The organism is Enterobacter sp. DN, assembly GCF_046054285.1.
GTDB lineage: Bacteria > Pseudomonadota > Gammaproteobacteria > Enterobacterales > Enterobacteriaceae > Enterobacter > Enterobacter hormaechei_C.
In genome coordinates, this window is sequence record NZ_JBJJTG010000010.1 from 63,531 (window position 1) to 79,586 (window position 16,056).

The 16,056-nt window shown below is 55.5% G+C and carries 13 protein-coding genes and 4 tRNA genes; 15 read left to right on the forward strand and 2 right to left on the reverse strand.

Annotated features, from left to right (window positions below):
• Positions 1-138 precede the first annotated feature (138 nt).
• From wecA to ACJTMZ_RS19485, 15 genes are all read left to right on the forward strand, one after another.
• On the forward strand, positions 139-1,242 hold the full coding sequence (gene wecA, locus ACJTMZ_RS19415) for a UDP-N-acetylglucosamine--undecaprenyl-phosphate N-acetylglucosaminephosphotransferase (RefSeq protein WP_001050933.1): 1,104 nt from the start codon (positions 139-141) through the stop codon (positions 1,240-1,242).
• 13 nt (positions 1,243-1,255) lie between these two features.
• Entirely contained in the window at positions 1,256-2,302 is a 1,047-nt protein-coding gene (gene wzzE / locus ACJTMZ_RS19420; RefSeq protein WP_017693953.1) for an ECA polysaccharide chain length modulation protein, read from the forward strand.
• A gap of 56 nt (positions 2,303-2,358) precedes the next feature.
• Complete coding sequence (gene wecB / locus ACJTMZ_RS19425; RefSeq protein WP_193041783.1) at positions 2,359-3,489, forward strand: non-hydrolyzing UDP-N-acetylglucosamine 2-epimerase; 1,131 nt, start codon at positions 2,359-2,361, stop codon at positions 3,487-3,489.
• A complete protein-coding gene (gene wecC / locus ACJTMZ_RS19430; RefSeq protein ID WP_252011104.1) occupies positions 3,486-4,748 on the forward strand; it encodes a UDP-N-acetyl-D-mannosamine dehydrogenase in 1,263 nt (420 codons plus the stop codon). The genes wecB and wecC overlap by 4 nt, the downstream gene beginning before the upstream one ends.
• A complete protein-coding gene (gene rffC / locus ACJTMZ_RS19435) occupies positions 4,745-5,422 on the forward strand; it encodes a dTDP-4-amino-4,6-dideoxy-D-galactose acyltransferase (RefSeq protein WP_252011102.1) in 678 nt (225 codons plus the stop codon). Before wecC ends, rffC begins: the two co-directional genes overlap by 4 nt.
• Positions 5,423-5,426: 4 nt before the next feature.
• Entirely contained in the window at positions 5,427-6,557 is a 1,131-nt protein-coding gene (gene rffA / locus ACJTMZ_RS19440) for a dTDP-4-amino-4,6-dideoxygalactose transaminase (RefSeq protein WP_032608214.1), read from the forward strand.
• A 1-nt stretch (position 6,558) separates the two neighbouring features.
• Positions 6,559-7,809 (forward strand): lipid III flippase WzxE, encoded by a 1,251-nt coding sequence (gene wzxE / locus ACJTMZ_RS19445; RefSeq protein ID WP_047746373.1) that lies wholly within the window; start codon positions 6,559-6,561, stop codon positions 7,807-7,809.
• Positions 7,806-8,885: a TDP-N-acetylfucosamine:lipid II N-acetylfucosaminyltransferase gene (locus ACJTMZ_RS19450; RefSeq protein WP_219378361.1), complete on the forward strand. Its 1,080-nt coding sequence runs from the start codon at positions 7,806-7,808 to the stop codon at positions 8,883-8,885. The genes wzxE and ACJTMZ_RS19450 overlap by 4 nt, the downstream gene beginning before the upstream one ends.
• On the forward strand, positions 8,882-10,234 hold the full coding sequence (gene wzyE / locus ACJTMZ_RS19455) for an ECA oligosaccharide polymerase (RefSeq protein ID WP_017693948.1): 1,353 nt from the start codon (positions 8,882-8,884) through the stop codon (positions 10,232-10,234). The genes ACJTMZ_RS19450 and wzyE overlap by 4 nt, the downstream gene beginning before the upstream one ends.
• Positions 10,235-10,246: 12 nt before the next feature.
• A complete protein-coding gene (gene wecG / locus ACJTMZ_RS19460) occupies positions 10,247-10,987 on the forward strand; it encodes a lipopolysaccharide N-acetylmannosaminouronosyltransferase (RefSeq protein ID WP_015570015.1) in 741 nt (246 codons plus the stop codon).
• A gap of 197 nt (positions 10,988-11,184) precedes the next feature.
• Entirely contained in the window at positions 11,185-12,570 is a 1,386-nt protein-coding gene (locus ACJTMZ_RS19465; RefSeq protein ID WP_017693946.1) for a bifunctional threonine/serine APC transporter ThrP, read from the forward strand.
• A 102-nt stretch (positions 12,571-12,672) separates the two neighbouring features.
• Positions 12,673-12,749: transfer RNA gene (locus tag ACJTMZ_RS19470), tRNA-Arg, on the forward strand.
• Between the two features lie 67 nt (positions 12,750-12,816).
• Positions 12,817-12,892 (forward strand) — tRNA-His (locus ACJTMZ_RS19475).
• 21 nt (positions 12,893-12,913) lie between these two features.
• Positions 12,914-13,000, forward strand: a tRNA-Leu gene (locus ACJTMZ_RS19480).
• Positions 13,001-13,044: 44 nt separating this feature from the next.
• Positions 13,045-13,121, forward strand: a tRNA-Pro gene (locus ACJTMZ_RS19485).
• Positions 13,122-13,658: 537 nt separating this feature from the next.
• On the opposite strand, the gene hemY is transcribed toward ACJTMZ_RS19485, so the two are convergent.
• Together hemY and hemX are read right to left on the reverse strand one after the other, a co-directional pair.
• Positions 13,659-14,858 (reverse strand): protoheme IX biogenesis protein HemY, encoded by a 1,200-nt coding sequence (hemY, locus tag ACJTMZ_RS19490; RefSeq protein WP_026080629.1) that lies wholly within the window; start codon positions 14,856-14,858, stop codon positions 13,659-13,661.
• Positions 14,859-14,860: 2 nt separating this feature from the next.
• Entirely contained in the window at positions 14,861-16,054 is a 1,194-nt protein-coding gene (gene hemX, locus ACJTMZ_RS19495; RefSeq protein ID WP_015570012.1) for a uroporphyrinogen-III C-methyltransferase, read from the reverse strand.
• Between the last annotated feature and the right edge of the window lie 2 nt (positions 16,055-16,056).

Here is a 16,056-nt window from a genome sequence, read left to right on the forward strand (position 1 = left end):
AAGAAGGTTTGCACAGTCAAAGAAATAATTGATTGAAAAACATACAAAGGGAGTTGTGATGAGCCATCTTTAATCCTTCTGAGGCAGAGGCTTCATGGTTATACTTCCGGGACTAACATTTGTTGAGAGCAATCCATTGTGAATCTACTCACTGCTGTAACTGAGCTGATCAGTATTTTTTTATTCACAACCTGTTTTTTGTTCATTGCGCGCAAGGTAGCAAAAAGAATTGGGTTAGTGGACAAACCGAACTTCCGTAAACGTCATCAGGGGCTTATTCCGCTGGTGGGCGGCATTTCGGTATACGCAGGCATCTGTTTCACATTCGGGATCGCGGATTACTATATCCCCCATGCCGCACTCTACCTGGCATGTGCCGGTGTGCTGGTACTGGTCGGCGCCCTTGATGATCGTTTTGATATCAGCGTGAAGTTCCGCGCGACGGTACAGGCGGCCATTGGCATCATTATGATGGTGGTAGGCGGCCTCTATCTCAGAAGCCTGGGCTACGTGTTTGGTCCCTGGGAGCTGGTGCTTGGGCCATTCGGCTTCTTCCTGACGCTGTTTGCCGTGTGGGCGGCTATCAACGCCTTTAACATGGTTGACGGTATAGACGGTCTGCTCGGTGGGCTGTCCTCTGTTTCGTTTGGCGCTATCGGCATCATCTTATGGTTTGACGGCCAGTACAGCCTGTCAATGTGGTGCTTTGCCATGATTGCCGCCATCCTGCCTTACATCTGCCTGAATCTGGGTGTGTTAGGGCGTCGCTATAAAGTCTTTATGGGCGATGCGGGCAGTACCCTGATTGGCTTTACGGTTATCTGGGTCCTGCTGGAAACCACGCAGGGTAAAACGCACCCTATCAGCCCGGTAACGGCTCTCTGGATTATCGCCATCCCGCTGATGGACATGGTCGCTATAATGTACCGCCGTCTGCGTAAAGGGATGAGCCCGTTTTCTCCCGATCGGCAGCATATTCATCACCTGATTATGCGCGCCGGCTTCACGTCTCGTCAGGCATTTGTGTTGATTACGCTTGCGGCTGCTATTCTGGCTGCGATTGGCGTAGCCGCGGAATACGCACATTTCATTCCTGAATGGGTAATGTTGGTATTATTCTTGCTAGCATTTTTCATGTACGGTTACTGCATCAAGCGTGCATGGAAAGTCGCGCGTTTTATTAAACGTTTAAAACGCAGGATGCGTCGGAACAGTGGCAAAAACACAACATTAACTAAGTAAAACCGGGACTATGATGACTCAACCGTTGGCGGGAGCGAAATCAGTGGGCACTGAGAACGAGCTGGATATTCGTGGTTTGTTTCGCGTGTTATGGCAGGGCAAACTGTGGATTGTGGGGATTGCCCTGGGGTTCGCGCTGTTAGCGCTTGCCTACACCTTCTTTGCAAAACAAGAGTGGAGCGCCACGGCGATCACAGACCGACCAACGGTGAATATGCTTGGAGGCTACTACTCCCAGCAGCAATTCCTGCGTAATCTTGATATCAAGGCCAATCTGGCGACCCCGGATCAGGCTTCGGTGATGGATGAATCCTACAAAGAGTTTGTGATGCAGCTGGCGTCGTGGGATACACGTCGCGATTTCTGGTCCCAGACGGACTACTACAAGCAGCGCATGGTCGGTAACAGCAAAGCGGATGCCGCGCTGCTGGATGACCTGATTAATAACATTCAGTTTATGCCTGGCGATGTGCTCCGTAACGTTAGCGACAGCGTGAAGCTGATTGCGGAAACGGCGCCGGACGCCAATAACCTGTTGCGTCAGTACGTTGCTTTTGCCAGCCAGCGCGCGGCCAGTCATCTGAATGACGAGCTGAAAGGCGCCTGGGCTGCGCGTACTATTCAGATGAAAGCGCAGGTCAAACGTCAGGAAGAGGTCGCTAAGGCTATCTTCGCCCGTCGCGTACATAATATTGAGCAGGCGCTGAAGATTGCGGAACAGCACAATATTTCCCGTAGCGAAACGGATGTTCCGGCTGACGAACTCCCGGATTCAGAAATGTTCCTTCTTGGTCGCCCAATGCTTCAGGCACGTCTGGAAAATATCCAGGCCGTTGGCCCTGACTTTGACCTTGATTACGACCAAAACCGCGCCATGCTCAATACGCTCAACGTCGGTCCAACGCTGGACCCGCGTTTTCAGACCTATCGTTATTTAAGAACGCCTGAAGAGCCTGTAAAACGCGATAGTCCGCGTCGCGCATTCCTGATGATCATGTGGGGGATTGTGGGCGCACTGACTGGCGCTGGCGTAGCGTTATTGCGTCGCCGCACAAACTAAGAACGCCGTCTACGATGAAGGCTGCGGCCTTCATCGTCTAATCGAAGAGAATCGATGTGAAAGTACTAACCGTATTTGGCACCAGGCCGGAGGCCATCAAGATGGCGCCTCTGGTTCATGCGCTGGCCAGAGATCCTGATATTGAAGCGAAAGTGTGCGTGACTGCCCAGCACCGTGAGATGCTCGATCAGGTCTTAACCCTCTTTTCTATCGTCCCGGATTACGATCTCAATATAATGAAACCGGGACAGGGACTGACGGAAATCACCTGCCGTATTCTGCAAGAATTAAAGCCTATTCTGGAGTCGTTCAAGCCGGATGTGGTGCTGGTGCACGGCGACACCACCACCACCGTGGCGACCAGCCTGGCCGCGTTCTATCAGCGTATCCCCGTTGGTCATATTGAAGCGGGTCTGCGTACCGGCAATCTCTATTCCCCGTGGCCGGAAGAGGCCAACCGTACCCTCACCGGTCACCTGGCGATGTACCATTTTGCGCCAACCGAGAACTCACGTCAGAACCTGCTGCGCGAAAATATCAGCGACAATAAGATCTTCGTCACCGGCAATACGGTCATTGATGCGCTGATTTGGGTGCGTGACCGCGTGCTGGCTAACAGCGAGCTTCAGGCAGAACTTGCTGCGCGCTATCCGTTCCTGAACAACGGCAAGAAAACGATTCTGGTGACGGGCCACCGCCGCGAAAGCTTTGGCCGTGGCTTTGAGCAAATCTGCCACGCGCTGGCTGAAATCGCCGCGCAGAACGAGGATGTGCAGATTGTCTATCCGGTGCACCTCAACCCGAACGTCAGCGAACCGGTCAACCGTATCCTGGGCCACGTGGAAAACGTGCTCCTGATCGAGCCGCAGGACTATTTGCCATTTGTCTGGCTGATGAACCACGCCTGGCTGATCCTGACTGATTCTGGCGGCATTCAGGAAGAGGCGCCTTCACTCGGTAAGCCGGTACTGGTGATGCGTGAAACCACCGAACGCCCGGAAGCGGTTACTGCCGGTACCGTGCGTCTGGTGGGAACGGATCCGCGTCGTATTGTCGAAGAGGTCACGCGCTTACTGCATGACGATGAAGAGTATCAGGCGATGAGCCGGGCCCACAATCCGTACGGTGACGGGCAGGCTTGTGGTCGTATTTTGCACGCACTTAAACACAATCGGGTAACGCTATGAGTTTTTCTACCATCTCTGTTGTTGGTCTTGGCTATATCGGGCTGCCTACTGCGGCGGCCTTTGCCTCTCGTCAAAAGCAGGTCGTTGGCGTAGATATCAACGCGCACGCGGTAGAAACCATCAACCGTGGCGAAATTCATATCGTGGAGCCCGATCTCGATCGTGTGGTGAAAATGGCGGTGGACGGTGGCTTCCTGCGCGCCAGCACCACGCCGGTAGAAGCCGATGCGTACCTGATTGCGGTTCCAACGCCCTTTAAAGGCGATCATGAGCCTGACATGGTTTACGTCGAGGCGGCGGCAAAATCCATTGCGCCTGTGCTGAAGAAAGGGGCGCTGGTTATCCTTGAGTCCACTTCACCTGTTGGGGCTACCGAGCAGATGGCGCAGTGGCTGGCCGAGGCGCGTCCCGATCTCAGCTTCCCGCAGCAGGCGGGCGACGAGGCCGATATCAATATCGCCTACTGTCCTGAGCGCGTACTGCCCGGCCAGGTGATGGTGGAACTGATTAAAAACGACCGCGTGATTGGCGGCATGACGCCAGTCTGCTCCGCGCGCGCCAGCGATCTGTATAAAATTTTCCTTGAAGGCGAATGTGTGGTGACCAACTCCCGCACCGCCGAGATGTGCAAACTGACCGAAAACAGCTTCCGCGACGTTAACATCGCGTTTGCGAATGAACTGTCGTTGATTTGCGCCGATCAGGGGATTAACGTCTGGGAACTTATTCGCCTTGCCAACCGTCACCCCCGCGTGAACATCCTTCAGCCGGGGCCGGGCGTGGGTGGGCACTGCATCGCGGTCGATCCGTGGTTTATCGTGGCGCAGAACCCGGAACAGGCACGCCTGATTCGCACCGCGCGCGAAGTAAACGACCACAAACCGCACTGGGTTATCAACCAGGTCAAAGCCACGGTCGCGGATTGCCTGGCCGACAGCGGCAAACGCGCCAGTGAGCTGAAAATTGCCTGCTTTGGTCTGGCATTCAAACCGAATATTGACGATCTGCGCGAAAGCCCGGCGATGGAAATTGCCGAAATGATCGCTGCCTGGCACAGCGGTGAAACGCTGGTGGTTGAGCCGAATATTCATGCGCTGCCGGCAAAACTTGCCGGTCACTGCACCCTTACCGCCCTGGATGACGCGCTGGCGACGGCGGATGTGCTGGTGCTGCTGGTGGATCACAATGCGTTCAAAGCGGTTTCCGGTGATGCCGTACGTCAGCAGTATGTTGTTGATACCAAAGGCGTGTGGCGTTGAGTATCCTCAACGGCGTGCTGGAGTCCCTTGAGTGGGAAAGCGCATTCTTTGCGCGTCCCTCAGCGATAGTGCGTCTGCGCGACAATGCCCCTGCGTTGCAGGAAGCAGACTTCAGCGCCTGGCAGCGCGTACAGGCTAAGATCCCGGCGGACCGCGCCGATCTGCTGGACGCCCTCCAGCAGCACGGATTCCGGCTGGTTGAGGGTGAGGTTGATCTCTCTGTTACCGTGGCTCTCCACGCCTCACCGGGCGCGGAAATTGCAACGGAGCAGGATATCCCCGCGCTGCGCAAGATGGCGGCGCTGGCCTTCGCTCAGAGCCGTTTCCGGGCGCCCTGGTATGCGCCCGATGACAGCGGCCGCTTTTATGCCCGGTGGATAGAGAATGCGGTCAAAGGCACGTTTGACCACGTCTGTCTGGTGTTCCGTACTGCCGGGGGGCAGATTCAGGGTTTTGTTTCGCTTCGCAGGCTCAACGAGCACGAGGCGCGCATCGGTTTGTTAGCCGGGCGCGGCATGGGCGAGAAACTCATGCAGGCGGCGCTGCACTGGGCGGAGCAACAACAGGTATCGACGCTGCGGGTCGCAACCCAGATGGGCAACACCGCTGCGCTTAAACGTTATATTGCGAGTGGTGCCAGCATCGACGCCACCGCCTACTGGTTATACAGGTGACAAGATGATTCCATTTAACGCGCCTCCCGTTGTGGGCACTGAACTTGATTACATGCAGTCTGCTATGGGCAGCGGCAAGCTCTGTGGCGACGGCGGTTTTACCCGCCGCTGCCAGCAGTGGATGGAGCAACGTTTTCACAGTGCCAAGGTGCTGCTGACGCCGTCCTGTACCGCATCGCTCGAGATGGCGGCGCTGTTGCTGGATATCCAGCCCGGCGATGAAGTGATCATGCCGAGCTACACCTTCGTCTCCACGGCGAACGCGTTTGTCCTGCGCGGGGCGAAAATCGTGTTTGTGGATATCCGTCCGGATACCATGAACATCGACGAAACGCTGATTGAAGCGGCGATCACCGATAAAACGCGGGCGATTGTGCCGGTGCATTACGCGGGCGTGGCCTGTGAGATGGACACCATCATGGCCATCGCTAAAAAGCACAACCTGTTTGTGGTGGAAGACGCCGCGCAGGGCGTGATGTCCACCTACAAAGGGCGCGCGCTGGGCACCATTGGTCATATCGGCTGCTTTAGCTTCCACGAAACCAAAAACTACACCGCAGGCGGCGAAGGCGGCGCGACGCTGATTAACGATCGTGCCCTGGTGGAGCGTGCGGAAGTGATCCGTGAAAAAGGGACCAACCGCAGCCAGTTCTTCCGCGGTCAGGTGGATAAGTACACCTGGCGCGATATCGGCTCAAGTTACCTGATGGCGGATTTGCAGGCCGCGTATCTCTGGGCGCAGCTGGAAGCGGCAGAGCGCATCAATCTGCAACGCCTCTCCCTGTGGCAAACCTACTACGACGCGCTGGAGCCGCTGGCAAAAGCCGGACGTATTGAACTGCCGACTATTCCGGCAGACTGCATCCACAACGCTCACATGTTCTACATCAAGCTGCGCGATAACGACGATCGCAGCAAGCTGATTGCCTGGCTGAAAGAGGCGGAAATTATGGCGGTATTCCACTATATTCCGCTGCACTCCAGCCCGGCTGGCGAAGCCTTCGGGATGTTTGCCGGTGAAGACCGCTACACCACCAAAGAGAGCGAACGTCTGCTCCGCCTGCCCCTGTTCTACAACCTCGCGCCGGTGAACCAGCGTACGGTGATCAATTCGCTTCTGAGTTATTTCGCCTGATATGTCTCTGGCAAAAGCGTCGGTGTGGACGGCAGCGTCCACGCTTGTAAAAATTGGCGCCGGGTTACTGGTCGTCAAGCTGCTGGCCGTCTCATTTGGTCCGTCAGGCGTTGGGCTGGCAGGGAACTTCCGCCAGCTGGTCACGGTGCTTGGCGTGCTGGCGGGGGCCGGGATATTCAATGGCGTCACCAAATACGTCGCGCAGCATCATGACGATGCCGAAAAGCTCCGCACGGTGGTGGGCACCTCCTCTGCTATGGTGCTGGGCTTCTCTACGTTGCTGGCCGTCGTCTTTTTGCTGGCGGCGGCACCCATCAGCCTGGGGCTGTTCGGACACACGCATTATCAGGGGCTGGTGCGCCTGGTGGCGCTCGTTCAGATGGGGATCGCCTGGGCGAACCTGCTGCTGGCGCTGATGAAAGGCTTCCGTGATGCCGCCGGGAATGCGCTGGCGCTGATCCTCGGCAGCATCATCGGCGTTATCGCCTACTACTTTTGCTATCGGCTGGGCGGCTATGAAGGCGCGCTGCTGGGGCTGGCGCTGGTGCCTGCGCTCGTTGTCATTCCGGCAGCGTTTATGCTGATGCGCAGAGGCAATGTCCCGCTGAATTACCTGAAACCGCAGTGGGACAAGATGCTGGCGGGGCAGCTAGGAAAGTTTACCCTGATGGCGCTCATCACTTCGGTAACGCTTCCCGTTGCCTACGTGATGATGCGAAACCTGCTGGCAGCGCATTACAGCTGGGATGAAGTGGGGATCTGGCAGGGCGTGAGCAGCATTTCAGATGCTTACCTCCAATTTATTACGGCTTCCTTTAGCGTCTATTTACTGCCAACCTTATCGCGCCTGACTTCCAGGCAGGATATTACCCGCGAGATTTTTCGCTCCCTGCGTTTTGTATTGCCGGCGGTTGCGATCGCCAGCTTTACCGTCTGGTTACTGCGTGATTTCGCCATCTGGCTGCTGTTTTCGGCGAAGTTTACCGCCATGCGCGATCTGTTTGCCTGGCAACTGGTCGGCGATGTGCTGAAAGTGGGGGCATACGTTTTCGGCTATCTGGTGATTGCGAAGGCTTCGCTGCGGTTGTATATCCTGGCAGAGATCGGCCAGTTTGCGCTGCTGACGGCATTTTCTCACTGGCTGATCCCCACCCACGGTGCGCTGGGGGCGGCTCAGGCCTATATGGCAACTTATATCGTTTATTTCGCTGCCTGTTGCGGCGTATTTTTACTTTGGCGTAAACGCGCATGACTGCACTGATACACATACTGGGATCGGATATCCCGCATCATAACCAGACCGTTCTGCGGTTCTTCAACGATGAACTGGCATCCGGCACGCCCGATGCGCGCGAGTTTATGGTCGTTGGACGCGATAACGGCCTGAGCGCGGCGTGTCCGGCATTGCACATCACCTTCTGGCCAGACAAAGCGGCCCTGACCAAAGCCGTTGTCGCGAAAGCCAAAGCGGACCGAAGCCAGCGTTTCTTCTTCCACGGACAATTCAATACCGGGCTGTGGCTGGCGCTGTTAAGCGGCGGGATAAAACCTTCCCAGTTCAGCTGGCATATCTGGGGAGCAGATCTCTACGAAGTCTCCCACGGCTGGAAGTTCCGTCTTTTCTATCCGCTGCGTCGTCTGGCGCAGGCGCGCGTGGGCTGCGTTTTTGCTACCCGTGGCGACCTCAACTATTTTGCTAAACAGCACCCGAAGGTTCGCGGGGAACTGCTCTATTTTCCGACCCGTATGGATCCGGCACTGAATACCATGGCGAATGACGCGGTTCGTGAGGGCAAACTGACTATCCTGGTGGGAAATTCCGGCGATCGCAGTAACGAGCATGTCGCGGCGCTGCGGGCGGTGCATCAGCAGTTTGGCGATACGGTGAACGTGGTGGTGCCGATGGGCTATCCCGCCAATAACGACGCCTACATCGATGAAGTTCGCCAGCAGGGGCTTGCGCTGTTTAGCGCGGAAAATCTGCACATTCTCAGCGATAAGCTGGAATTTGATGACTATCTCGCGCTGCTGCGAAAATGCGATCTGGGCTATTTCATCTTTGCCCGACAGCAGGGGATTGGTACGCTGTGTCTGCTGATTCAGGCGGGCGTACCGTGCGTGCTCAACCGCAAAAACCCGTTCTGGCAGGACATGGCCGAACAGCATATTCCGGTGCTGTTTACCTCTGACACGCTTAATGTCGAGGTGGTACGGGAAGCGCAGCGTCAGCTCACGCTGGTGGATAAAAATAGCATCGACTTTTTCAGCCCGAACTATCTCACGCCGTGGCACCGCGCGCTGCGTATTGCTTCAGGAGACAACGCATGAGCCAGTTGCAATTTAGCGGCTTGCTGGTGGTCTGGCTGCTGAGCACGCTGTTTATCGCCACGCTCACCTGGTTTGAATTCCGGCGCGTACGTTTTAACTTCAACGTATTCTTCTCGCTGCTGTTTTTGCTGACCTTTTTCTTTGGCTTCCCGCTGACCAGCATCCTCGTGTTCCGCTTTGATGTTGGCGTCGCTCCGCCGGAAATTTTGTTGCAGGCGCTGCTCTCTGCGACCTGCTTCTACGCGGTGTATTACGTCACCTATAAAACGCGCCTGCGCGCGGCGAAAGACACCACACCCCGTCGTCCGCTGTTTACCATGAACCGGGTAGAAACCCATCTGACGTGGGTTATGCTGATGACCATCGCCCTCGTCAGCGTGGCGATTTTCTTCATGCATAACGGCTTTTTACTGTTTAAGTTGCAGTCCTATAGCCAGATTTTCTCCGCCGAAGTCTCCGGCGTCGCGCTCAAGCGTTTCTTCTATTTCTTCATTCCGGCGATGCTGGTGGTCTTTTTCCTGCGTCAGGACAGCAAAGCCTGGCTGTTCTTCCTGGTCAGCACCGTCGCATTTGGCATTCTGACCTACATGATCGTCGGCGGCACCCGCGCTAACATCATTATCGCCTTCGCGATTTTCCTGTTTATCGGCATTATTCGCGGTTGGATCTCGCTGTGGATGCTGGCGGCGGCAGGCGTCTTTGGCATTGTGGGGATGTTCTGGCTGGCGCTGAAGCGCTACGGACTGAACGTGGCGGGCGACGAAGCGTTTTATACCTTCTTGTATCTGACGCGCGACACCTTCTCGCCGTGGGAAAACCTGGCATTGCTGCTGCAAAACTACGACAAAATCGAATTCCAGGGGCTGGCGCCGATTGTTCGCGATTTCTATGTCTTTATACCGACGTGGCTGTGGCCTGACCGTCCCGGTATTGTCCTGAACACGGCGAACTACTTTACCTGGGAAGTGCTGAACAACCATTCGGGCCTGGCGATTTCCCCAACACTGATTGGCTCGCTGGTAGTGATGGGCGGAACGTGGTTTATCCTGCCGGGCGCGATCGCGGTCGGGTTGATAATAAAATGGTTCGACTGGCTATATACGCTGGGTAACGAAGAGACCAACCGCTACAAAGCCGCTGTTTTGCACAGTTTCTGTTTCGGTGCCATTTTCAATATGATCGTTCTGGCGCGCGAGGGGCTGGATTCGTTCGTCTCACGCGTGGTGTTTTTTATGGTCGTTTTCGGTCTCTGTCTGCTGCTGGCAAAACTGCTGTACTGGTTGTTTGACAGTGCAGGGCTTGTGCACAGACGTGAGCCACAGGGCAGCACAACGCTGTCGCAAGTCTGAGTAGGGATTATCATGACGGATACAACTTCAGCCCCGCGTTATGCGCTGCGTGGGCTACAGCTTATTGGCTGGCGTGACATGCAACACGCGCTGGATTTCCTTTTCGCGGACGGGCAGATGAAATCGGGCACGCTGGTGGCCATCAACGCAGAAAAGATGCTGGCGGTTGAAGATAATGCGGAAGTGAAAAGCCTGATTGAAGCCGCGGAGTTTAAATACGCGGACGGTATTAGCGTGGTGCGTTCAATTCGTAAAAAGTTTCCTGACGCTAATGTGTCTCGCGTGGCGGGTGCTGACCTTTGGGAGCGACTTATGGAACGCGCAGGCGCTGAAGGCACGCCGGTATTTTTGATTGGCGGCAAACCAGAGGTGCTGGCGCAGACCGAACAAAAGCTGCGTAGCCAGTGGAATGTTAACATCGTGGGCAGCCAGGATGGCTATTTCAGGCCGGAAGATCGCCAGGCGTTATATGAGCGCGTGCGCGACAGCGGGGCGAAAATTGTCACTGTCGCCATGGGGTCGCCGCGGCAGGAAATTCTGATGCGCGATTGCCGTCTGGTCAGCCCGGATGCGCTCTATATGGGCGTTGGCGGCACCTACGACGTCTTTACCGGCCACGTTAAGCGGGCGCCCAAAGTCTGGCAAAACCTGGGGCTGGAGTGGCTCTACCGCCTGCTCTCTCAACCGACGCGTATCAAACGACAGATTCGTCTGCTGCGCTACCTCGCCTGGCACTACACCGGGAAAATGTAATCAATATGCAGCGCGATCTGCTGTTCGCGCTGCAACCCCCCCTGTAAAACTGCTGGATTTCTGTACAATGCATTCATTTTTTTAATGCATTGTTTGCCATTTGCCAGAATTTAAGAAACCATTCGCTCCGTATTTCAGTACCCCTCAAAACAATACCCGGCAATAAGTCGGGAAACAGCAAACACAACCGAGGATTTATGGCAGAGAAAAAACCGGAGCTTCAGCGTGGGCTGGAAGCTCGACATATTGAATTGATCGCGCTGGGCGGGACTATCGGCGTTGGCCTGTTTATGGGCTCGGCAAGCACGCTGAAATGGGCGGGGCCTTCTGTCCTGCTGGCGTATATTATTGCCGGGCTGTTCGTCTTCTTCATCATGCGCTCAATGGGCGAAATGTTGTTTCTGGAGCCGGTAACGGGCTCTTTCGCCGTTTACGCCCACCGTTATATGAGCCCGTTCTTTGGCTATCTCACGGCCTGGTCGTACTGGTTTATGTGGATGGCCGTCGGGATTTCGGAGATTACCGCCATCGGGGTCTACGTGCAGTTCTGGTTCCCGGAGATGGCCCAGTGGATACCCGCGCTCATCGCCGTAGGGCTGGTGGCGCTGGCGAACCTTGCCGCCGTTCGCCTTTACGGTGAAATCGAGTTCTGGTTTGCGATGATCAAAGTCACCACCATTATCGTGATGATTGTTGTGGGTCTGGGCGTCATCTTCTTTGGTTTCGGTAACGGCGGGCACGCGATTGGTTTCGGTAACCTGACCGGGCACGGCGGCTTCTTTGCCGGCGGCTGGAAAGGCTTCCTGACGGCGCTCTGTATCGTTGTCGCCTCCTATCAGGGCGTTGAGCTGATCGGCATTACCGCCGGTGAGGCGAAAAACCCGCAGGTCACGCTGCGTAGCGCGGTAGGCAAGGTGCTGTGGCGTATCCTGATTTTCTATGTGGGCGCGATCTTCGTTATCGTGACCATTTTCCCATGGAACGAGATCGGCACCACCGGCAGCCCGTTTGTCTTAACCTTCGCTAAGATTGGCATCACGGCGGCAGCCGCCATTATCAACTTTGTGGTGCTGACGGCGGCGCTCTCCGGCTGTAACAGCGGGATGTACAGCTGCGGGCGTATGCTTTACGCGCTCTCACAAAACAAACAACTGCCGGCGGTGATGGGTAAAGTCTCTCGCGTGGGTGTACCGGTGGCGGGCGTAGCGGTGTCGATTGTGATTCTGCTGATTGGCTCTTGCCTGAACTACATCATCCCGAATCCGCAGCGCGTGTTTGTTTACGTCTATAGCGCCAGCGTGCTGCCGGGGATGGTACCGTGGTTTGTCATTTTAATTAGCCAGCTGCGTTTCCGACAGGCGCATAAAAAAGCGATCGCCAGCCATCCGTTCCGCTCCATTCTGTTCCCGTATGCGAACTATTTGACGATGGCGTTCCTGATTTGCGTATTAATTGGAATGTACTTTAATGAAGATACCCGCATGTCGCTGTTTGTCGGGATGATCTTCCTGGCTGCCGTCACAGCTGCATATAAACTTTTTGGCCTGGGCCGCCGTGGCTCCGCCCATAAAGTGGAGGAATAAGCGGCAAAATGTGCAAACCATAACCAAACGCGCATTTTTTTCAAAAAAGCACTAGACAGCGGGGACGGAGGTACGTAATATCCAGCCCCGCAACGGCGCTAAGCGCCCGTAGCTCAGCTGGATAGAGCGCTGCCCTCCGGAGGCAGAGGTCTCAGGTTCGAATCCTGTCGGGCGCGCCATTTTAGTCCCGGCGCTAGAGCTGCGGTGGTCTGAGAAGTAGTCAGAACCGCGTGAAAGAATACAGTGGTGGCTATAGCTCAGTTGGTAGAGCCCTGGATTGTGATTCCAGTTGTCGTGGGTTCGAATCCCATTAGCCACCCCATTATTGAAAGAGTTGTGAATTGCGAAGGTGGCGGAATTGGTAGACGCGCTAGCTTCAGGTGTTAGTGTTCTTACGGACGTGGGGGTTCAAGTCCCCCCCCTCGCACCACGACTTTTAATGAGTTGAACTAAAAATTCAAAAAAGCAGTACATCGGCGAGTAGCGCAGCTTGGTAGCGCAACTGGTTTGGGACCAGTGGGTCGGAGGTTCGAATCCTCTCTCGCCGACCAATTTTGAACCCCGCTTCGGCGGGGTTTTTTGTTTTCTGCGTTTTTTATCCTGTAGCCTTTCCCCGACAACACTCTATATCCTTGTCGCGATTCAGCGACATATAACCCATTAATATTAAATAATTTATTATTTTACCTCTTAACCTGTCTCCTGGTGACGACATATCGCCGCCTTCAGCGCGATGTTGTATGGCTTCAGGCGGTTCTTAACAGCATAATTTCCTTTTATCTTAAAATGTTGCGCGATGTAAAAGTTCTGCGTGTAAACCTGGCACATTACATGCAATAATATGCGTGTAGATGCTCATTCCATCTCTTATGTTCGCCTTAAGGCCTCATAAACTCAGGAATGACGCAGAGCCGTTTACGGTGCTTATCGTCCACTGACAGATGTCGCTTCGGCCTCATCAGACACCATGGACACAACGTTGAGTGAAGCACCAAATATGTTGTCTTACAGACCTGTTTTAACGCCTGCTTTTATAGCAGGCGTTTTTTTATGGGCGTAAAAAAGGAGGCCATCTGGCCTCCTGTTAATTACTGCTGCGTTCCGTTATTTTGCAACGTCAATAACAGCCCATCACGGCGCATAGCTGCGGCCTCTTCCGGCTTATGCTGCTTGTCCAGCGAATCAGCAAGCCAGGCGTAATCAAATGCGTCCGGACGTTGCTTCAGCGCGGCGCGGAAGGCGAGACTCGCCTCCTGCCACTCGCCGTGTTTCATCAGAGACTGGCCCAGCGTACTCCACAGCAGCGGACGATCGCCCACGGTTTTGATCTGCTGGCGCAGTGCTTTTTCAATTTGTTCCGGATTGTTGGTTTTCAGACGCGGGATGACCATCACCAGGCGGTCATCATACTGTCGCTTGAGACCGTCGAGGAGGATCTCCTGCGCGGTGTCATGGTCATCACACTCAATCAGATGTTCTGCCATCGCCACCTGAAGAGGAACCTGCTGGCGTGTTTTGCGGCTCTGGTTTTTCCACCAGGTTTTCAGGCCGTCGCTGCCGAGATCGGCGCGCGCCTGATCCATCAGGCCAATCCAGGCCAGACGCTGAAGTTCATCACGATGTTCATCATCGCCCACGTCGGCTTTCGCCATGGAAGGGATAATGTCCAGCAGCGAGCCCCAGGCACCGGTCCTAATATATGCCTGCTCAGCCAGACGCAGCACTTCCGGGTGACGAGGGGTAATTTCCAGCAGACGGTCAACGCCGTGACGGGCGGCATGGTTTTCATTGCGCGCCAGTTGCAGACGAACGCGGGTGATCTCAACCGGAATCGGATCTTTAGTAGAGAGCTCAGACGCGCGTTCAAGATGCTGATTGGCGCGGGCCTCATCGCCTCGCTGTTGCGCCGCCTCAGCGGCCAGCAGATAGTTAACAACCGGCTGTTCTGCATGGTCGGCATTTTTCGACATCAGCTTTTCAACCTGCTGATAGTCGCCTTCGGCCAGCTTCAGCAACGCTTGCTCGGTCTGCTTGCGGGCGCGACGGCGCTTACGGCCAACGAACCAGCCGCGCGTATGTACGCCGGTACGGAAAATACGACGCAGGAGCCACTCCACTGCCAGCAGAACGACCACACCCAGGATCAGAATAATTACCAGCCCTGTTACGCTGGTTTCGATATTGTAGTTATCGGTCTGGATCAATACATAACCCTGGTGACCCGCGAGCATCGGCCCCAGTACAATCCCGGCGATCAGCAGGATGAAGAGTAAGAAGACTTTTAGCATCATTACTCTCCTTGCGGCGCGCTTTCAGGCGCTGGCGCGGCGGCAGGTGCTTCAGCCGGACGCTCTGCCGGAACGCCCGGCTGGGCCAGCAGGTTACGCACGCGCGTCTGCATGAGCTTCTCCAGAATCGGCTGGCTTTCCAGCTTGTCCGGCACGTTCATGGTGATGTTTTGCTGGCTCAGCTTGTCGATATCCTCAAGGAACGCGGTCGTGGTTGCGTCATTGGTATCGTAGTAAGCACGTACCCAGGTTGAAACGTTATCCAGCGCCTGTTTGTAGGTCTCTTCCTGGTGACGCGGTACGGCCTGGGCAGCCACCAGCAGGCGGGAGCGAATGTTTTCGCGCAGATAGACGTCCTGGTTCGGCGCCAGCAGCGGCACGGCAGTTTCATCGCGGCGGCGAATGGTAATAAAGCTGTCCATAAAGTTCTGCCAGCTCTTTTGCAGGTTGATACGCCATTCGCTCAGGGAGCTGGACAGCTCGGTGCCGTCAGAATCCATCGGGGAGTCATCGTCGTTGTTATCGGCCAGCTGAAGGTTATCAATCTGGTTGGAGAGCTGATTTACCTTAAGGATGATACCATCGTAATCGACCTGAGAAACCGCGGACAGGCTGGCGATATCTTCCGTAATAGCGCGGCGAGCGTTGATGAGGCTCGGATCGTTCATGTCCGCCAGGCTTGCGTCGGCGCTTTTCAGCAGCGCGGCGGCGGTGGTGACATCCTGATCGCTCCAGAGCTTGCGCCCGGCCAGTTTCACCAGAAAATCGGCCTGTGAAAGTAGCCAGGTTTTGGCATCGGTTCCCGAAATTGTGGCGACTTTTTCCTGCACTTCGCTCAGCTGTTTGGTCAACTCTTCACGTTTGCTGTTCGCGTCGGCGAGGGCGGCAGCCTGCTGTTTGATCACGCCTTCCAGCTCAGCTTTTTGCGTCTCCTGCGCTTTCTGTAGGGCAGTGATTTGGTTAACCAGCGCGTCGCTGGTGGCCGTCTGGTTGGTGCCTTGTTTCTTCACCAGTCCGTAGAGTCCCACGCCTGCGGCCAGCGCAATCGCGATGGCAATCACGCTCAGCGTTAGGCTGGTTTTGTTGCTGCCGTTTTTCTTCTCAACGGTTGTGTCTGTCGTCTCTGGCTGTGACGTGGTGTCCACAGTCTCCCTGGTCTCTTCAACCACGGCGGAGGATTTTTCGTGTTCCGTCATTA